This window comes from Pseudaquidulcibacter saccharophilus (assembly GCF_019455445.1).
GTDB lineage: Bacteria > Pseudomonadota > Alphaproteobacteria > Caulobacterales > Aquidulcibacteraceae > Pseudaquidulcibacter > Pseudaquidulcibacter saccharophilus.
The window spans coordinates 54,795-75,219 of record NZ_JAHWUS010000003.1 but is presented as its reverse complement, the minus strand read 5'-3'; the positions used below and the strand labels follow the sequence as shown (position 1 = coordinate 75,219).

Genomic DNA, 20,425 nt, shown 5'->3' with positions numbered 1-20,425 from the left:
TAAAAACAATTAGTTAAACCTTATTTTATGGCAAATATATTTCTTACAATCTTAGAAGTGACACAATGAATAAAGATTTTTTTGACAATTTTATGAAACTTGATGACAATAAATTCCGTGATGAAGACATCGTGCTTGCCGAATTTGTGCAAAGCAATAATTTCCCACATTCAATGCGTGAGCGCGCCAATTTTCATGCAAGCGACATTGTAAAAACCGCCCGCGCCCGCAAAAAGCCACTGGGAATGATGGAATCCTTCCTTGAGGAATTTGGGCTTTCTACCCCTGAAGGTTTGGCATTAATGTGTTTGGCCGAAGGGCTTTTGCGAATTCCTGACAAAGAAACCGCCGATTTATTGATTGCAGAGAAATTAAGTTCAGGTGATTGGATTTCACATTTCAAATCTGAAGAATCACTTTTGATTAATGCCTCGGCGCTTGGGCTTATGCTAACTGGGAAAATTGTTTCTCTTGATGAAGATGCCAAAAACAACTTCGCGGGTTATGTTTCAAAACTAACTAAAAAAACTGGTGAGCCATTTATCCGTGCAGCGGTCAAGGCAGCAATGCGCATTATGGGCGAACAATTTGTTTTGGGTCGCAATATTAAAGAAGCCATAAAACGCGGCGAAGGCATCATAAAGAAGAATGAGGCCGATTGTTATTCCTTTGACATGCTTGGCGAAGGTGCGCGTACCGAAAATGACGCCGCAAAATATATGGAATCTTATGCCAATGCCATCAATATTCTAACGGAAAGCTTGAAGGGGAATGGATCGCCATTTCTATCGAGTGGGATTTCTGTGAAATTATCTGCCCTTTGTGCGCGTTATGATATTCGCCAATATGACAAGGTTCAAAAGAATTTAATGCCACGCCTTTTAGAGCTGGCACAAATGGCAAAGGCAGCAAATATCAACTTCTGTATTGATGCCGAGGAAGCAGATCGCCTTCGCCTTTCCTTAGAAGTATTGCATCAATTATCTGCAGAAGAATCATTGAAAAATTGGGATGGTTTGGGGCTTGCGGTGCAGGCATATTCAAAACGTGCCGGCGACGTTATTGATGCGGTTAAATCAATTGCCAATTCACATAATCGCCGTTTCATGGTTCGTCTTGTAAAGGGCGCTTATTGGGATACCGAGGTTAAACGCGCGCAATTAGGCGGGCGTAGTGATTTCCCTGTTTTCACCACAAAGCCCGCAACCGATGTTTCATATTTGCATAACGCCTTCAAAATGGTTAATTCTTCAAAAGAGATTTACCCGCAATTTGCGACCCATAACGCGCATACAGTTGCATTTTTAATGGAGATGCTAAAGCACCACCGCGCCGATGAATTTGAATTCCAAAGGCTGCATGGTATGGGCGAAACCCTGTATCACACGGTAAAACAACGTTATGATAACATTCGGGTTCGTGCCTATGCGCCAGTTGGTGCGCACGAAGATTTATTGCCGTATCTGGTTCGTCGCCTGCTTGAAAATGGTGCGAACACAAGCTTTGTTCACGCCTTTTTGAATGAAGATGTTCCGGTTGAAGATGTTGTAAAAGATCCACTGGAAATTATTGACCAAAATCCAAAACGCAATGAAAAATTGCCAGTGCCACGCAATATGTTCCCTGATGGTCGCCTAAATTCAATCGGTTATGATTTAAGCCAAACCACAATTCAGGATGAATTTATCGCCGCCGACAAGGCATTTAAAGAAGGCAAACATCGTGCAACATCATTAATTAATGGCGAGGAGGTTTTGGGCGAAAAAATCTGCCTTATCCAAAACCCGAATGACCAAAGCCTTGAACACGGATTTAGCTATAATGCCGATAAAGGTCATGTTATGGCGGCATTTGAAGTTGCATCAAGCTTCCAAAAAGTGTGGAACGACAAAGGTGGTGCGGCGCGCGCCGATATCCTTGAAAAAATGGCGGATGCACTAGAGAATAATGCAATAAATCTTATTGCTACGCTTGTGAACGAGGCCGGAAAAACCTTTGATGACGGCATTGCCGAAGTGCGTGAGGCAGTCGATTTCTGTCGTTATTATGCGAAACAAGCACGGGCTGAATTTGCGGCACCGACCGCCCTTCCATCCCCTGCGGGTGAAACCAATGAATTACGGTTGATGGGGCGCGGCGTATTTGTTTGCATTAGCCCATGGAACTTCCCGCTTGCAATTTTCACTGGTCAAATTGCGGCCGCATTGGCTGCGGGTGATACAGTGCTTGCAAAACCTGCTGAACAAACACCGTTAATCGCCAATATGGCAGTTAAATTATTCTATGAGGCAGGATTACCACATCAGGCATTGCAATTATTGCTTGGCGATGGCGAGATTGGCGGCGCATTAACCGCACTTGAAGATATTGCCGGCGTTGCCTTTACAGGCTCAACCGAGGTGGCAAAAATCATCAACCGTACCATGGCGGCAAAAGATGGGCCAATTGGCGTTTTAATCGCTGAAACCGGTGGCATGAACGCAATGTTTGTTGATACCTCCGCACTTAAAGAACAAGTGGTTGACGATGTCATTGTTTCAGCATTTGGTTCGGCGGGTCAACGCTGCTCGGCGCTTCGGGTTTTATACCTTCCAAACGAAACCGCCGATGAAATAATCGAATGTTTATCTGGTGCAATGGATGAATTAATAATCGCCAATTCCGACGTCATTAATACCGACATTGGACCAATTATCGATAAAGAAGCGCTTGATAAATTAAATGCCCATGTCGAAAAAAATGCGGGTAAAGTGGTTAAACGCGCTGCACTTCAAGATGGTTTAAATGGTAATTTCTTTGCCCCAACCATCATAGAGCTGCAATCAATTGATGAGTTGGAACAAGAAATATTTGGACCAGTTTTGCATATCATTCGTTATGATTCCAAAAAACTTGGCGAATATGCGGGCGCATTGCGGGCAAAGAAATATGGTCTAACCCTTGGCTGCCATTCACGGATTGATAATTTCATCGACAAGGTGCGTGATGCTGTTCCGGCGGGTAATTATTACATTAATCGCACCATGATTGGCGCAATTGTTGGGGTGCAGCCATTTGGCGGGCTTGGCCTTTCTGGAACTGGACCCAAAGCAGGTGGACCACATTACATCCACCGCTTTGCAACCGAACAATCTATAAGCAACAATATCGCAGCGCGTGGTGGTGATCCGAAGCTGTTTGATTTATAGACATTACGCAACCACCACGCTTTTTTAATATCTTCGCCTTATCCGAAAAGTCATAAGACTTTTCGGGGCTAGTATGTTTTAAAAAATTTACGTGGCAAATTTTAACTCTTCGCCTTATCCGAAAAGTCATAAACTTTTCGGGGCTAGTATTTTTTAAAAATTTACGTGGTAAATTTTAACTCTTCGCCTTATCCGAAAAGTCATAAACTTTTCGGGGCTCATCGCGTGGTGATCCGAAGCTGTTTGATTTATAGACATCAGGCAAACTATAACATGTCCCCCCGCATTTATTGCGGGGTATATGTTTGAATGCTAAGTTTTCTTTGCCTTGCGAGACAAGAAATAATAGGCAACAGAGGCAGATAAAACCACCAAAAAGCCAATTATGTCTGCCGCTGTACTAAAACAAATGGAAACCGCCATTGCAATAAAGCCAATAATTGCAATTGGAATAATGCCTTTGAAATTCAATGGCTCACCGCGGGTGGCAACGTTTTTGCGAACCAAGGCAAAGGTTGATGCGCAAACGAATAAATAAATCGCTGCTGATGCCATGCCCGACAAAATCGCCAATTGTTCAAATGTGCCACTTATTGCCAAAATTGTTCCCACACTTACGTGGAAAATAATTGCAACAATTGGCGTGCCATTAGTGGGGTGAAGTTTTGAAAACGCCTTTGGCAACATGCCATCACGTGACAAAGCAAACAAAAAGCGTGGCGCACCCATTGTATCGGCACTAAGCCAAATTAGACGTGAGAAAGTTGCGGCAAACAAAAGCAAACCAGATAAAATAGGGCTGATTTTTGCCATACCATCAGCAAGTGGGGTTTTGGAATCGATAAGCGCATGGCCAAGCAACCCTTCGGCGGCATATTGAATTCCAAGATATAAAATTACTATGAAACCCATACCCCAAAATAATGCCAATGGAATTGAACGGTTGGGATTTTTCACTTCACCGCTAATAGCGAGTGGGGTTTCCATGCCACTAAAGGCAAAGATAGCAAGTAGCAGAGCGCGACCAAAATCTTCGACAGGGCGATTGGCAACCTGTGTCGCGTGATGCCCACCAAAATATATCCCCCAAAAACCAACAAACACAAATATAACAAGCGGGATTACTTTGATAAAAGTTGTGATTGAAACAAATGAAGCCGCTTCTTTCACGCCTTTGATATTAATCAAAACGAAAACCACCATTGTCGAAACAAGAATTAATTCACGTGAATATGGGAATTTCAACATTGGGAAGAAGCTAATGATACCATCGGCAAAGGCACTTGCAATTGAGCCAAAGGCAAGTACGGCACCAAGCCATAACAAAACCCCAATTATAAGCCCCGCCAATTCGCCAAAAGCAACTGTAACATAACCGTATGCACCGCCAGATGTTGCCACCCTACTTGCACTTTCGGCAAAACATAAAACAATTGTTCCGAATGCTAAGGCACAAACCACATATGCCGCAAAAGATGCATGGCCGGCATATAAATAAATTGCGGCTGGCAAAGAGAAAATACCTGCACCAATTACCTCTGTAATAATTGCAAACCCGAGGCCCACAGCCCCAACACTCTTATGGAGACCCTCGTCCCGATCTGTAACTGCGCCCAAATTATTCTCCCTGATTTCAGGGCAGATTAATTTATATATTCGCCTTGTCTAGCCGTTTGCTTGAATTATTGTGTTATTTCAATGATTACCCATAATTTGGGCAACCTTATTAAGCACAGTGAAAATTAAGCACCCTGAAAACGGCGGAAGACACGTGCACTTATAAAACCTGCACCAAGGGCAAGAATTACACCAAATATTCCGTAGGTAAGCGTATGTTTTTTTGCAAATTCAAATATTGTCCGCTCCATACCAACTTTTGTAACCACAAAACTCTGGAGGTTTGTATCAACCGGGCGGCCATTTTTAAAAACCAAAACTTTTACGGTATAAAGACCAGGCGGTGTTAAATCTGGCATTTTAACATCGGCACGGAAAAGTCCACTTGCCTCAATTTTTACGCCCTTGGGGTCATTAAGATATAGTTTTTGCTTTTCACGTTCTGATATAAAAGACTTTTTATAATCCTGTGCAAAGTCAAGTTTTGCATAATTGGGTTGAATATTGACCTGACTATCAGCGGTTAAGCCATATAATTTCTGTGTATCTTTTGCGGTTATTTCATCAATATTCTTGCTGCTTACAACGCCAAAAAAAGTTGGGGCAGCATCAAAGAATACCCGCTTTTGTCCAACCCATAAATTAAGAACTTTTATTTTCTTGCTTATCCAGGCCGGTCTATCTGGCCCACGCACCAAAACCACAACATCAGGATTGCTTTCACCCGCGGCCTCAACCGCGCCAAAAATTGTAACCTTGGTTCCACTAAAGCTAGAGGTTAAGAGAACTTGTTCATCAAATAATGCGGCCGCTAATTTGGTGCGTTGTGCAAATCCTGCTTGTGGCGCAAGAATAATTGCAAAGCCCAAAATTAATGCCGCAAAATTTTTCATTACAAACCACCTCCCGCAGAAGATGTTTCAAATAATTGTTGTGGCGTAATAAACAGCTCACCGGCAATAACCAATGCAAGCAATAATATGATTGAGCCAAGAAGAATACGTAATTCTTCGCCTTTTATTTTACGTCCAATAATTGAACCTAATTGTGCGCCAACCACCGCACCGATAATTAAAACACCGGCAAGCACAAGATCCAATCCACCACTATTAATCCCTTGAACAAAAGAGGTCGCAGAGGCAAAGACCAAAACCTGAAACGCAGATGTACCAACCACAAGGCTTGGCGGCATATTAACGATATAAATTAGTGCCGGAATAAGCAGGAAACCGCCACCCACACCCATTAATGCCGACAAAATACCAATAACAAATCCAAGGGCAATGGGCGGAATAACCGAAATAAATAGTTTTGACCGCGGAAACCGCATTTTTAATGGTAGTTTATAGCCGATATTACTTTTCTTACGGCGTGTATCACGTGGTGCAGCTTGAATATTTTTCTTATCGTTCAAATAGCTGGTGATTGATTCTCGTAGAAGGCTAATGCCAACAAAACCAAGCAAGATAACATATGCAATCTTAACCATGACATCGGCATAGCCAATATTTTGCAAATATTTAAAAATTACCGAGCCAACACCAACCCCAACAACACCGGAAATTGTCATTAAAAGTGCAAGTCGGAAATCAATGGTTTTACGTTCGATTTGCGGCATTAAAGATGACATAGACGCCGCCGCAGAAACATTCGCACCCGATACCACTGCAATCGGTGCAGGTATGCCAAACAATATCAACAATGGCGTCAATAAAAAACCACCGCCAATACCAAACATTCCTGAAATCAGACCAACCAATGCCCCAATCCCTAGCATTAGCCAGAAATTCACTGCCATTTCAGCAATTGGCAGATATATTTGCATTGATTACAACCTCTCAAAATACAGACATTTTTTTGTTACTTGTTTTTGATAATAGATAACAATTCCCCCCAAAAGCCAACTATTTGAACCAGTAACTACAGTAAAATAATAAGTCTTTATGGTTAAAAAACTTTCTAAAAATTTTTTCATTATGAATCTTTGTTAAATACGTCCAATATATTATAAAAATGCCTATGAACATGAAAAAACATTTAGTCTTAATTAGCGTACTTTTGCTTTCCTCCTGCGCAACCGCAACCAGCTTTTCTGCGGCGGACGATGTACGCACCCTTGCTATTGCATTGCGTGATGGAAATTACGCAGCAATTGAAAGCCATATCGACAAACGCGCCCTAAAGGCACAAGCAATGCAAATTGCGCGCGATGTCGCGATTGAAGAAGGTGCAAAACAACTTGGAAGCGGCCTTGGGGCACAGGTTGCATCAATTGCGGCGGTTGATGCCTTAAAACCCGTCATTGAGGCATTGGCAGACCGCGCGATTGAGCCAGATGCACTGGCATTTTTTGCGCGCCAAGCGGGTGTAAATGAAAATTTACAAATACCTTCTCGTTTTCGGGCAACCCTTGCACTAAAAACTATTAATGACGGGCGTGTCTGTGTCGTTGATGATAAAACCAAACGCTGTATGCTTTATTTTGGAAAATATGAAAACGGCTGGCGTCTAAATGGTGTCGATGAAGCAACATTGAAAATGCGTATCAAAAGTTAAACAAAAGGCGATTCAGTTGAATCGCCTTTTTGATTTTAGTTTTAGCATGATTATGCAACGGCTTTGAATGCATTCACGTCATTGAGGTCTAGCGAATTATTTTCCGCATAAGTTTCAATTGCATTTGAAATTGTATTCAATAATTGCTTGGTTGCATCATCAGTATTTGCCGAAGATGCTTTTTCATTCATTCCAGCAAGTAATTCAGCCATTGATACTTTGCCATCTTTGTTAGTATCAAGCGCGTCATAAGTAGTAGAGCTGCTTGATGACGAAGATGTATCAGAAGTTTCCGATTGTGAACCACCAGACGATGGCGGGCCACCTGCCCCACCAGATGGTGGCGGGCCTTGTGGTGCTTTTTGCATCGCACTTGTAAACTGATCTTCGCTTATTGAGCCAGTGTTTTCAGTATCAATGCTTGAATAAAGCTTTGTTGCCTGATCTTCAGAAACATTTGACGGTCGCGCCGCCAAAAATTCTTGCTTAGAAACCGAGCCATTGCCATCAGTATCCATTTTGGAAAACATATCTGTATCTTTGCTTGATTTATCTGATGTATCGCCATCGGCATCCGCATCACTGCTTGAATTCAAGCTTTGTAGCAATTGGTTAACTGCCGCCAAAACGGTATCGGAAAGAGTGTTCCCAAGATTACGTGAACTTTTTTCTGGTTTATTCTTTTCCATCCCCTCCTGAAGTTGGGTTTGGGAAAGCGCGCCTGTGCCATCACTGTCCATTTTATCGAATAGCGATGCAGCATTAGTTTCGCTAACATCAGAAGGGCGTGAAGCAACAAATTCCTCTTTTGAAACTTTGCCGTCCCCATTAGTGTCAGTTTTACTAAATAATTCGGAAATATCAGGTTTTTTAATTCCCGATACACCTGAAATCCCACTAGAGATTCCGCTAATCATTTTATTCTCCACTATTTAAATTGCCTAATTGGCAAATTGATAGTTTCAATTAATATGCCGTATTAATTACAGAAGATTTATAAACCAATCCATTGTTTTTATTGTATTTTTCCCACAACATTAATTACTTTCAACCTTGATTAATTTTATTAACCATAAAGCAGGAATAATTTGCATATGCAAAATATATCAAGGCAAAAAATGCCCGCGACAAAACGACTTAAAATCAATTGCTTTTTGAGCTTGCAAAATTTTGGAAAAGTTATTAATGAGAATTAATTGCAATAAAAACATACAAATCGCACCATTTATAACTTGCACCAAGGCCAAATGAATTTCATGTTCCTGTCTGATTTGGAAAAAAACAAAGTCGCCAGAATAAGTAATATTCTGGATGGGGAATTTTCAATTAATGCGAAATTACGTGAAGTAGGTTTTGCTGAAGGGGATGAGGTTGAAATCATTGCCTATGGCCCAGTTGCCAAGACCCCAATTTGTGTTCGCCTTAATCGCACTATGATTGCCCTGCGCCCGAATGAAGCAAAATATATTGAGGTTGAATTATAATGTCCCTCAAAGCTGCGCTTATTGGTGCGCCAAATTGTGGTAAAAGCACTTTATTCAATGGTCTTACTGGCGGTAAAGCAAAGACCGCCAATTATGCCGGTGTAACCGTTGAGGCAAAAAAGGGGCATTTCACAACACCAAAAGGTCAAGAAATAGAGCTTTATGATCTTCCTGGTATATATGGCCTGACCGCACGTTCATCAGATGAAAAAGTTGCCATCAACATGCTTGAGGGGCAAATGAAGGGTGTCGATAAACCAGACTTGGTTCTTGTGGTTATTGATGCCGCCAATTTGCGCACCCACCTTCATTCGGCATTGCAATTGCGTGAACTTGGCATTCCAATGATGTTAATTCTAAACATGATTGATCTTGCAGAGCGCGACGGGATTGAGATTGACACCACCATCCTTGAAAAAGAGCTTAGGATACCTGTTGTTACATCACGCGCAACCCGACAAGGTGGGCGCGAAAACTTCCTTAATCGCCTTGATAGTTTAATTGACGATGGAATTGAAAACGCAAAAATAGCGCCCGAACATCACAATTTGTCTGAATTACAAAAAAGTGCGCGTTCTTTGGCGGCAAGGGCAATTGTTAAAGAAGCCCTCATCAATAAAACTACACGCATCATTGACAGCGTTGCATTGCATCCAATTTTTGGTCCGATAATGCTTGCGGTTGTTTTATTCTTGATGTTCCAAGCAGTGTTTTCATGGGCGACATTTCCGGTGGACTTTCTTGACGGCGCGGTTTCATCACTTGCAGATTTTGTACGCGCCAAAGTTGGTCATACAATATGGGGTGAATTGCTTGCCGATGGCATAATTGCGGGCGTTGGCTCTGTAATTGTGTTTTTGCCGCTGATTGTCATTCTATTCGCATTCATATTGGTGCTTGAGGCATCTGGTTATATGACACGCGCCGCATTTTTGATGGATGAGATTATGCTTCGTGCGGGGCTTAATGGTCGTGCCTTTATACCGCTTTTATCAAGTTTTGCCTGTGCTGTTCCCGGTATCATGTCCACCCGCGTAATTGAACATGAACGCGATAGGATTACCACAATCCTTATTGCACCGCTTATGACTTGCTCGGCGCGACTTCCGGTCTATACGCTTATTATTGCGGCCTTTATCCCCAATGTAAAAGTTTTTGGCTTTGTTGGGCTACAAGGGTTGGTGATGTTTGGGCTTTATCTTGCCGGCGTGATAAGTGCGTTTGTGGTTGCCTTTATATTGAAAAAGACTGTTACCCAAGGCGCGCCCCAAGCCTTTATCCTTGAATTACCTACCTATAAATTGCCGAATTGGCGTGATTTTTATGTAGGGATTATTGGTGCGGCAACATCATTTTTGCGCCGTGCCGGTACGGTCATTTTACAAGTTTCCGTAATCTTATGGATCTTGGCAAAATTCCCATTATCGGCAACAAGTTTGCGGGAATCATATGCTGGGAAAATTGGTGCATTCTTAGAACCCGCGTTAAAGCCCATTGGCTTTAATATTGAAATTGCAATCGCACTTATCCCCGGTATGGCGGCGCGCGAAGTTGCGGTTGGGGCATTGGGAACAATTTATTCTGTACAAGGTGGGGAAAGCAATACCCAAGGGCTTGCACATATTTTGCAAAATGCGTGGTCTTTACCAACCGCACTTGCATTTCTTGCATGGTATGTCTTCGCGCCACAATGTTTTGCGACACTTGCCACAATAAGGCGCGAAACCAATAGCGCAAAATGGGCGATATTTGCGTTTTTATATCTTTTGGGAATTGCCTATATCGCGGCAGGGCTTACATATCACATAAGCCGACTTATAATTGGTAATTAGCAATCACAATATAATTGATAAAGAACTTTGATAAGTGCCTTAACTTCTTCGCTATGAAGTGAATAATAAACATTCTGCGCATCACGGCGTGTTTTTACCAATTTCTCACGACGCAAAATCGCCAAATGCTGCGACAATGCCGATTGTGATAATTCAATGCTATCCAATAATTGTGAAACCGTCATTTCATGGGCATTCAACTGACACAAAATCATAAGGCGGGTCTCGTTTGCCATTGATTTCAACAATAAAGTTGCATCATGTGCACTTTTTTCCATTTTTTTTACGGTTTCGATTGGCATTTACGCAAAAACTCCAGAGTTATTTAGCTATCTATACAATATTATAAAAATTCGCAATATCAACAATTGTAATTGACCTGTTATATATATAACTACTGGTATTATTTGTACAATATATTTGCAAATCGCGCTTGATAATATTATCTGAACCTTATGATAAACCTTTTCAATAGAACCCCAAAGCCACATAAAGTCACCGCAGAGGAAATTAAGCAAGTTTTGTCTAAATTTTCTGACCCAATTTCTGGTGGCGATATTATTGATTCTGGTGCGGTTTCTTCGTTTGATCTAAAAGAACAAACCCTTAGCGTCATTATCGAAACCGATGCAAAACATGCCGCGATTTACGATGAAATCGGCACACAAGCACAACGAGAGCTTCTAAAATTAAAAGGTATATCCAAGGTCAATGTTGTTATAACTGAACATATAAACACGCCACAACAAAGCCCCAAAATGCCAACTGAAACCACACCGAAACCAAAGGCACCGAGTGCAACCTCTATCCGCCCACCTAATATTGGCAAAATCATTGCGGTTGCATCAGGTAAAGGTGGGGTTGGCAAATCAACAATTGCATTCAACATTGCCTATGCACTTGCCAAATCTGGAAAAAAAACCGGCATAATTGACGCCGATATATATGGCCCATCAATCCCAACCCTTATGGGTGAAGCCGACCAGAAGGCAGAAGTTGATGATAATGGTAAATTATTGCCAGTTGAAAAGTTTGGCCTAAAGGCTGCATCAATTGGTTATGTGGTTGATAAGGACCGCGCGTTAATTTGGCGTGGGCCAATGGCCTTAAAGGCACTGACCCAATTCTTCACCTCGGTTGAATGGGGCGCGCTTGACTATCTTATAATTGACCTTCCACCCGGTACAGGTGATGTCCCGCTTACTATTGCGCAACAGGCAAAAATTGATGGCGTTGTGATTGTTGCCACACCGCAAGAAGTAGCACTTGCGGATGTGCGTCGTGGCATTGAATTATTTCAAAAAGCCGGAATTGAAATTATCGGCATTATTGAAAATATGTCGGTTCTTATTGATGAAAATACGGGTGCGGAAATTGATTTATTTGGTAAAGGTGGCGCAAAAAAATGTGCTGAAACCCTTGGCATAAATTATCTTGGCGCACTTAATTTCTATCCTGCGCTGCGCACCTCCTCAGATAGAGGGGAAGTTTTCGAAGGCGCACAGCAACAGATAGACGCTATAATAAAATCACTTTGATTATTATTCCTAATATTTTGGGATTATTCTTCCCAATCTTTTGGCAGCAATTTTGAAGATATAAACAATAATATCGCCGCCAAAACATAGAATATAGTTCCACTCATGATGGAATAGCGCAGGGATTCTTGCCCATACTGCTCTTTCAACAAGGTTGAAATTAATCCGATAAGAAAATCACCCAACCCAATTCCAATCAATGAGTTGATTAGCAAAAACAATGCCGATGCAGTTGCCCGCATATTTGGCGGAACAATATGCTGAAACGCACTAATCACGGGTCCAAGCCAAACAAGGCCAAGTGCAGTTGGTATAATATATAAGAAGAATGAGACCATAAGATTATTGCTCATGGTGCCAAGAATAAAGAACGGCAACGCAAGAAGGAATGATACGGCCGGCACAAGTGCATATGCACCTTTTGACTTTGCGCCAAGACGATCTGAAATTTGCCCGCCCATCCATATGCCTAAAATACCACCAACCAGAAGCATCATGCCATAATAATATCCGGCATAAAGAACCGGCCCTGCGCCGTGCGGAATAAGGAAACTAGGAAGCCATGAAAGCGCTTGTGGTAAAATATCGCCATAAGAGCGTACAAAAAACGATGGCAACCATGCAAACAGGCCATAGCCCATCATTGAAGAACATGAGGCACCAAGCGACAATGTCCAGAAACTAGGCTTTGAAACCAGAACCTTTATAACTTCTGAAATTTTTGGGGCATCAGTTTTTGCCTTTGCGGAATCATAAACACCGCGCACTGGCTCGCGCATTAATAATCTAAAAATTGGGGCAAGAATTATGCCCATTATGCCAACGATAACGAAGGCGGCTCGCCAGCTAAGCATTGTTGTAATGATTGCGCCAAAAACAATACCAACTGCCGAGCCTATCGGTATCCCAAAACTATAAATCGCCATTGCGCGCGCGCGCTTTTTAGGTTCAAAATAGTCGGAAATTATTGAATATGCCGGTGCAACGCCGCCTGCCTCACCAACGCCAACCATCATTCTTGCGAAAAACAGTTGCCAGAAGTTTTGTGCAAGGCCGCAAACCGCCGTCATCGCACTCCAGATTGTAAGGGATATGGTAATAATCCATGTCCGATTAAATCTGTCGGCAAGAAAGGCAATAGGAACACCAAGCAATGAATAAAATATTGCAAAACTCATACCCCGCATTAACCCAAGCTGGGCATCATTTATGCCGAGTTCTTTTTGAATAGCAGGTGAAAGAATTGCCAGAATTTGGCGATCCAGAAAATTGAATGTGTAAACCACAACCAACAAAAACAACACCAATCCACCAGAGATTTTTTTATGTGTTGCACCCAATTCATTATTTTGCATTTTTATCTCTTTTAAAAGTTACCTTCCCACAAAAGGTTGATTTTGCAGGAAGGTAAAGGAGGAAAATTAGAAATTAACCTGAATAGAAGCGGTGATGGTTTTTGGTGGGCCATAGAATGAGGTTACAGAATTGCCCAAAAGAACACTTTGTCCCTGCGCAACACCCCAAGGGAAGTTATAGCCACCAACTTTGTAACGCTCATCAGACAAGTTTTTGCCATATAGACCAAGTTTCAAATTGCCTGATTGATTTGTCCAAACCGCTGATAAATCATATAGCCAGAATGCTTTTTGATCCAAAGTAGGCGCTGCAAATTCAAACATTTGCATATCTGAACGATAAGACGCAGTTGGTGTGATAACCATTTTACCGCCAAATACTGGGAAGTTGATGGTTGCACCAAAATTGTTTGTCCATTCAGGTGTGTTTTGGAATTTTGCAAGGCCAGCAAGGTTTTCAACCAGACCACTCGCAGGGTTACGGCTCAAATATTCGTCATATTTTGCGTCAATATAACCAATTGCACCATTCAAGCTTAGATTATCGCTAACTTTGAAATTGGCTTCCAATTCGGCACCCTGAATTGTTGCAGACCCCGCATTGTCAACTTGTGACGCGATGCTTGCACCAACTGGAATTTGGCGGGTAATCTGAACATCTGTGTAATCAGAGCGGAAAATTGCACCAGCAAAATAAAGATTATTGTCAAACAATGAACCTTTTAAACCTGCCTCATAAGTCAATACAGTTTCTGGCTTATAACCATTTACCGCAGACGGGGTAAGAATGGCATCGGCACGCATATCAAAACCACCAGACTTAAAGCCTTGTGAAACCGAAACATAACCAGTCATGTCTGGATTAAAGGCATAAGAAAGTGATGCTTTTGGTGTGAATTTGTTAAAAGTACGCTCGTTGGTGAAGTTTGAACGCATCAAAGCCACAGTCTGCACTGTTCCACCAAACAATGGTGATGCAGATGCGTTATAGTTTGCACGAACCACAGTGCCACGTTTATGGTCACTTGTATAACGACCACCAATTGCAAGGGTTAGCTTGTCATTAAATTTATATGAGAAATCGGCATATGCGGCTTCTGATTGGGTTCTAACTTTACCACGGGTAAAGATTGTAAGCGCGCCACCCAAGATTTGGGTATCAAACGCACCTTCAGCAGTACCATTCAAATAATATAGACCAACAACACCGGATAATTTGTCACCGGTCCATAATGCCTGAAGCTCTTGGGTTGCAGTAGTATCAGCATAATATGCAGGTACATCAAGTAATTTTGCCGGTGTTCCATCAAAATCAATCACAGTATCTGTATGGCCCTTACGGTTAGACGTGATTGATTTAAGGGTAAGTGCATCATTAACTTTATAAGCAAGGATTAGAGACGCACCATCGTTCTTAACTTTGTTTTTGTCGCCAAGCCCTGAATAAGTGTCATAAACATCTGCTGTCGGCAAGCCAAGATAGGCATTCGCACCAGTGTAAACAGGGGTGCCACCCGCGCCAAGCGCAACCACTTCACGGTGACCATGACGGGCATTTGAATTATCGACAAAGTTATCATAAGCAAGGCGGGCAGAGAATGCATCATTTGGCGCATATTCAGCACTTAGGCGGTATGCAGCGACGTCTTTGTTATAAGTATCTTTGCCAGTAGTAAGGTTTTTACCATAACCGTTACGGGTTTGCAGGGTGAATGCACCACCAAATGAAAGCGCGTCATTTACAGGCAATACTGCTGATGCGGTTGCTTCGGCTTGACCATAGCTGCCATATGCCAATTTACCCATAATTCTACGTTCATGACCCAATGGCTTGGTTACATATTTAACCGCACCACCAATGGTGTTACGACCATATAAGGTCCCTTGTGGACCACGTAAAACCTCGATACGTGAAACATCATAAATATCAAGTACTGCACCTTGTGGACGGGCAATATAAACATCGTCAACATAAAGACCAACACCAGGTTCAAAACCCCAAAGTGGATCTTGTTGACCGACACCACGAATAAAACCAATAAGGGTTGAGTTGGTACCGCGCGCCACCTGCATTGTTAAGTTCGGTGTGGATTTTTGAAGCGATGTAATATCCGCTGCACCAGTTTGCTCAAGTTTGGCACCAGACAAAGAAGTAACCGCAATCGGAACATCTTTTAATTTTTCTTCGCGACGACGTGCTGTTACCACAACGGTGGTTTCTTCATTTGGCTTCATTACTTCTTCATCCGCCGCGAATGCCGGAACAGCATAAGCCGCAGGTATCAAAGCACTGGTTGCCAAAAGACAATTCATTACTCTTTTTCCAAACATTTTTTTCATTTCCTTCCCCTTTTATTTATTTTGACGTTTTATTACGCCTTAAATAAAACTTGCTTTTAATTGATTGCCGTTTTCGGCTTTGGTGACCAATGAAATTACAAGGTCATTAAATTTATCCGCCTCCTCCAAATGTGGCGCATGCCCCGAAAAGGCAAAGTCGTACAAAGTTGAAAAAGGCAAATAATTGTTTACATATTCCCCCACTGCGGGGTCATAAAGTGCGTTATCAAGGCCACGCAAAACATGCGCCTCAACATTAAAGTCTTTGAGTTTGTCACGTGTATCAACCACGATCATATCTTCCCAAAGATCTGCCATTGCACCTGAATTGTTTTCAGACGCAATCGCTATAAGTCGTTCTAAAATCTTATCACGCTTTGGCGCATCAACTGATTTAGCCGAAGATTTTGCCGAAGATTTAGATGGTATTTTTTGCGCCACCCTTTGCGCCGATAATTGCCAATTATCGCGCATTTGCCGCAAAACATTTTGCAAATGACGACGCCCAGTTTCATCACTAAACTCGCGTGAGCCAATCAGACCCAGCGACCATTCAGAATTATTTATCATCTTTGGCGTCATATCAATTGAGACGAAAGATGCTACCGGTCCCAATTCCTCATTTCCCGCAACCTGCCACACTGCCAACGCACCCATAGACCAGGCAACCAAAATATAATTTTTTAAACCAAGAATATTTGCAAATTCAAAAATATCCTCGCCAATCGTTTGGATATTGATGGGCTTGTTACCAATGCTACTTTTGCCACAGCCGCGCATTGATGGAATTATTACGCGGCAATATTTTGAAAGTGGCTCTTGCATCCAAAAGGCATCACGATTCATGCCCCAACCATGAATGAACAGTACGGGAACCCCGTCCCCCGCATCAAAATAGTCTATCTGCGCACCGTCATTCAGACCAAGCCTTGGCATCATCTCTCCCCGATAGATGTCAAATCTTATGTTTGACATTCTTATAATTTATGTGATGAAGTCATTTATTCTTGTATTTTTCTTATTAATACATAAATTGAAACATGAATCAAGTTTCATGTTTGAAAGAAAGCAGTAAAAATGCAAATAGCAAGTGAAGGAAAAACGCCAAAAACAAAAAGGGGCATAAAAACCAAGGCAAAATTGCTTGAGGCGGCAGAAATAGAATTTGGTTCAAGAGGCTTTCATGAATGCATGATTGCCGATATTACAAGGCGCGCCGGCGTTGCGATGGGAACTTTTTATATCTATTATGAAAGCAAAGAAGAAATCTTCCGTGAGTTGGTTTCACATATGGGACGTTTGACACGTTCATATATCGCGCAAAAAATTTCCGGTATCGAAAGCCGACTTGAGGCAGAGAAACAAGGTTTAAAAGCCTATATTGAATTTGCCCGAGAAAATAAAAACCTATATCGAATCGTTATGGAATCGCAATTTGTTGCCCTTGATGCATTCAAAGAATATTACCACGTATTTGCAAATGCCTATGAAACCAACTTGAATAGCTCGGTTGAAAAGGGGCAAATTCGGGCGGGCAATAACGAAATAAGGGCATGGTCATTAATTGGGCTATCCACTTATTTAGGACTTAGATTTGGAATTTGGGATGAACAAATGCCAGCGCAAGAAGTTACCGATGCCGCATTTGATTTTATCGAAAATGGGTTAAAGCCGTAATGCGTTTTATTACTGATTTCATTAAACGAAATGCCCAAAACCGCGCCAAGCAAATCGCGTTTAGCGATGTTGTAGGCGGTAAAGATTACAGCTTTTACGAGCTAAATCTTTATAGCGAAAAAGTGGCAACCTATTTCATATCATTAGGCGTGAAAAACGGCGATAGAATTGGAATATTATGCCGCAATCGGGTCGAATATTTCTTTGCATTGTTTGCATGTGCAAAAATTGGGGCAGTTCTTGTTCCTTTAAATTGGCGCTCTCCAATTGTTGAATTAGCGCCAATCATTAACGCCACCACCCCGTCCCTTTTATTATTTGGAAAAGAAGACGCACAAAAGATAGATGATCTATCTTTAGAGATTCCATCCATAAATTTTGACGACAATTTTTTTGAAATCTTGGACAAGCTTAATCCCACCGAAGGGCGGCACGAATGGGGCGTTGATGAGATTTGGTATCTTTTATACACATCTGGCACGACAGGTGAACCAAAAGCGGTTATCCAAACCTATGGCATGGCCATTGCCAATTATGTGAATATCTCACAGGCGATTGATATGCGTGGCGATGACGTATTTTTAAACTTTTTGCCATTGTTTCACACGGCTGGAAATAACCTTTTTACCATACCGGCGCTAATTCGCGGATGTAAGTCATATATTATCCCTGGCTTCGATTTGGAAATTGTAGTTGGGCTTTTGAAAGACGGAAAAATCAGTGCGATTTTTGGCGTGCCGAATATTTATATGCAAATCGCGCATCATAAGGATTTTACAAAGATTGATTTTTCTAAAATCCGTTCAACTTGTTGCGGTGGTGCGCCATTGCCTGATTACCTAATCTCGCTTTATGCCGAACATGGTGCATATTTATGCAATGGCCTAGGCATGACAGAAACCGGTCCAACCGCATTCATCATGGACAAGGCCAACGTCTTGGAGAAATTCGGCTCTATTGGAATGCCACAGATTTTAACCGAGGTCATATTGGTTGATAGAAATTATAACCAAGTTCCCCAAGGTGAAATTGGGCAAATATTATTTGCAGGTTCAAACATTACCCCAGGTTATTGGGGCAATGAAGCCGCCACAAAAGAAGTATTCCATGTGGATGGTAATGGCAAAAAATGGCTTAAATCCGGTGATTTGGCACGGGTTGACCAAGATGGTTATTATTTTGTTGCGGGTCGCACCAAGGAAATGTTTATTTCGGGCGGTGAAAATGTCTATCCAGTTGAGGTTGAAAATATCTTATGCCGCCATCCAAATGTCCGTGAAGCCGCCGTTATCGCCCAAAAAGATGACAAATGGGGCGAGGTTGGCATTGCCTATATAATCCCAGAAGGCGAAATGGCGGATGAAAATGAATTGTCTGACTTTTGCCGCGCCAATATGGCTGGCTACAAAGTGCCGGTAAAATTCATAAAAGTTGATGACTTCCCACGCACGCCGGCGGGAAAAATTCAAAAACATTTATTTGAATGATAAAACTTGCATTCTTTGCATAAAAGATTGACAGTATCTAAAATAAAACAACTACATAGCCATTGAGGCGCAGCGATGAATACAGTTTCTATTCACCCACAAAGAACATTATTAACCCAAATGCTGCATGAGCGCATTTTACCTGTATTCAGCCCACCATTTATTGTTAGATATTATATTTTCACGGTTCCCGAGACAGCAAAAAATGTGGAACGTCTATGGATTGATTCAATTGCAAAAGATGCTGAACAATCTTCTGATGGTGGTAAATTTATTCATAGTAACAGTGATGAAACCCTTATTTTTGAACGGCACGGAGAGTTTTCAACCTATTTCCAATTTCGGCAATTAGAACAAGAAGACATTGATAATAACGATAAATATGCTTTTGGCTCACTCAACGACACACAGCACCCATGGATTGGTGCAGATTCCGGTGATTTATTCCGTAATGTTGAGTTTATTTTCACCAACAAACTGCCAGACGATAACGTAATTAACAAAATCATGCATCTTTCAAACGGTGTGAGTTGTGATGTCTTTGATAAAAAAGCCCGTATCTGGACAGATTTTTATCGCCATGAAGATGATGCAGGAAGGGTGCTGGTTTATTGTGATAACCTTAAAAACGATGAGGCATCAAGGCTTTTGCAAACGCTAATAGAAATTGGCCAATATCGAAAACTTGCATTATTAGGCTTTCCAATCGCGCGCGAAAAGCTAGGGTGGTTAAAATCTGCCGAAGATAAATTAAACAATATAACAACTGAATTAGATCAAAATACGACACCACAAAATGAAATATTAAATCATATAACCAAACTTTCTGCCGAGGTGGAAAGCGCAATTAATGAAGTTCGTTTCCGCTTTGGTGCAACAGAGGCATATTACCGCCTTACCAAAGATAGGTTAAAGACCCTTCGAGAAAGCCCAATTGACGGCTATTCTACTATGCAGCAGTTTATTGAACGCCGTCTTACCCCCGCCATGCGCACCTGTGAGGCAACCAAAAACCGCCTGCAAGATTTATCTGAACGCATCGGACGGGTGAATGATTTATTACGGACGCGGATTTCAATTTCATTGGAGCTTCAAAATCAAGAATTATTGAAATCAATGAACAAGCGCTCTGAATTACAGGTGAAATTATCAGAATTGGTTGAAGGTTTATCCATCTTTGCAATTGGATATTATATTTTCAACCTTCTAAAATATTTTCTAGAAAGCCTGTTTCCGCATCATGAAGAGATGCTGCACAAGTTAAATGCGCCGTTAATCGCATGTATTTTGGCGGCAGGATGGCTTTTCATTAATATGCGAAAGAAATCAATTAAAGGCGAAAAAGACTAAG

General features: G+C 41.8%; 16 protein-coding genes. 8 read left to right on the top strand and 8 right to left on the bottom strand.

What is annotated here, in order from left to right; all coding sequences use genetic code 11:
* Positions 1–65 precede the first annotated feature (65 nt).
* Complete coding sequence (putA, locus tag KXV15_RS08935; protein WP_240007842.1) at positions 66–3,188, top strand: bifunctional proline dehydrogenase/L-glutamate gamma-semialdehyde dehydrogenase PutA; 3,123 nt, start codon at positions 66–68, stop codon at positions 3,186–3,188.
* Between the two features lie 312 nt (positions 3,189–3,500).
* Here putA and KXV15_RS08930 read toward each other — a convergent pair whose 3' ends face one another.
* The 3 genes from KXV15_RS08930 to KXV15_RS08920 form a co-directional block, all read right to left on the bottom strand.
* Positions 3,501–4,754 carry an APC family permease gene (locus KXV15_RS08930; RefSeq protein ID WP_240007841.1) on the bottom strand — a complete coding sequence of 418 codons (1,254 nt, stop codon included), beginning with the start codon at positions 4,752–4,754 and terminating at the stop codon, positions 3,501–3,503.
* A gap of 176 nt (positions 4,755–4,930) precedes the next feature.
* Positions 4,931–5,698, bottom strand: coding sequence for a TIGR02186 family protein (locus KXV15_RS08925; RefSeq protein WP_240007840.1), 768 nt, complete (start codon positions 5,696–5,698; stop codon positions 4,931–4,933).
* A complete protein-coding gene (locus KXV15_RS08920) occupies positions 5,698–6,603 on the bottom strand; it encodes a sulfite exporter TauE/SafE family protein (protein ID WP_240007839.1) in 906 nt (301 codons plus the stop codon). The genes KXV15_RS08925 and KXV15_RS08920 overlap by 1 nt, the downstream gene beginning before the upstream one ends.
* 227 nt (positions 6,604–6,830) lie before the next feature.
* Between KXV15_RS08920 and KXV15_RS08915 the strand changes: the two genes are divergently transcribed.
* Positions 6,831–7,361 (top strand): hypothetical protein, encoded by a 531-nt coding sequence (locus KXV15_RS08915; protein WP_240007838.1) that lies wholly within the window; start codon positions 6,831–6,833, stop codon positions 7,359–7,361.
* Between the two features lie 50 nt (positions 7,362–7,411).
* Here KXV15_RS08915 and KXV15_RS08910 read toward each other — a convergent pair whose 3' ends face one another.
* Positions 7,412–8,278, bottom strand: a complete 867-nt coding sequence (locus KXV15_RS08910; protein WP_240007837.1) for an EF-hand domain-containing protein — start codon at positions 8,276–8,278, stop codon at positions 7,412–7,414.
* Between the two features lie 315 nt (positions 8,279–8,593).
* On the opposite strand from KXV15_RS08910, the gene KXV15_RS08905 reads away from it, so the two are divergent.
* Together KXV15_RS08905 and feoB are read left to right on the top strand one after the other, a co-directional pair.
* Positions 8,594–8,845, top strand: a complete 252-nt coding sequence (locus tag KXV15_RS08905; protein ID WP_240007836.1) for a FeoA family protein — start codon at positions 8,594–8,596, stop codon at positions 8,843–8,845.
* Entirely contained in the window at positions 8,845–10,677 is a 1,833-nt protein-coding gene (gene feoB, locus KXV15_RS08900) for a ferrous iron transporter B (RefSeq protein ID WP_240007835.1), read from the top strand. Before KXV15_RS08905 ends, feoB begins: the two co-directional genes overlap by 1 nt.
* Here feoB and KXV15_RS08895 read toward each other — a convergent pair.
* Positions 10,674–10,955, bottom strand: coding sequence for an ArsR/SmtB family transcription factor (locus KXV15_RS08895; RefSeq protein WP_240007834.1), 282 nt, complete (start codon positions 10,953–10,955; stop codon positions 10,674–10,676). The genes feoB and KXV15_RS08895 overlap by 4 nt on opposite strands.
* A gap of 177 nt (positions 10,956–11,132) precedes the next feature.
* Here KXV15_RS08895 and KXV15_RS08890 point away from each other — a divergent pair, with 177 nt between their 5' ends.
* A complete protein-coding gene (locus KXV15_RS08890; RefSeq protein ID WP_240007833.1) occupies positions 11,133–12,215 on the top strand; it encodes an Mrp/NBP35 family ATP-binding protein in 1,083 nt (360 codons plus the stop codon).
* Positions 12,216–12,238: 23 nt separating this feature from the next.
* Here the strand turns inward: KXV15_RS08890 and KXV15_RS08885 are convergent, their stop codons facing one another.
* From KXV15_RS08885 to KXV15_RS08875, 3 genes are all read right to left on the bottom strand, one after another.
* Positions 12,239–13,570 carry a spinster family MFS transporter gene (locus KXV15_RS08885; protein WP_240007832.1) on the bottom strand — a complete coding sequence of 444 codons (1,332 nt, stop codon included), beginning with the start codon at positions 13,568–13,570 and terminating at the stop codon, positions 12,239–12,241.
* Between the two features lie 66 nt (positions 13,571–13,636).
* On the bottom strand, positions 13,637–15,910 hold the full coding sequence (locus KXV15_RS08880; RefSeq protein ID WP_240007831.1) for a TonB-dependent receptor: 2,274 nt from the start codon (positions 15,908–15,910) through the stop codon (positions 13,637–13,639).
* Between the two features lie 39 nt (positions 15,911–15,949).
* Positions 15,950–16,885: an alpha/beta fold hydrolase gene (locus tag KXV15_RS08875; protein WP_240007830.1), complete on the bottom strand. Its 936-nt coding sequence runs from the start codon at positions 16,883–16,885 to the stop codon at positions 15,950–15,952.
* A 102-nt stretch (positions 16,886–16,987) separates the two neighbouring features.
* Between KXV15_RS08875 and KXV15_RS08870 the strand changes: the two genes are divergently transcribed.
* The 3 genes from KXV15_RS08870 to KXV15_RS08860 all read left to right on the top strand — a co-directional run bounded on the left by KXV15_RS08870 (position 16,988) and on the right by KXV15_RS08860 (position 20,424).
* Complete coding sequence (locus tag KXV15_RS08870; RefSeq protein WP_240007829.1) at positions 16,988–17,587, top strand: TetR/AcrR family transcriptional regulator; 600 nt, start codon at positions 16,988–16,990, stop codon at positions 17,585–17,587.
* The gene (locus tag KXV15_RS08865) at positions 17,587–19,074 is read left to right on the top strand and encodes a class I adenylate-forming enzyme family protein (RefSeq protein WP_240007828.1); all 1,488 of its coding nucleotides are present in this window, start codon (positions 17,587–17,589) and stop codon (positions 19,072–19,074) included. The genes KXV15_RS08870 and KXV15_RS08865 overlap by 1 nt, the downstream gene beginning before the upstream one ends.
* Positions 19,075–19,149: 75 nt before the next feature.
* Complete coding sequence (locus tag KXV15_RS08860) at positions 19,150–20,424, top strand: DUF3422 domain-containing protein (protein ID WP_240007827.1); 1,275 nt, start codon at positions 19,150–19,152, stop codon at positions 20,422–20,424.
* Position 20,425: the final 1 nt, after the last annotated feature.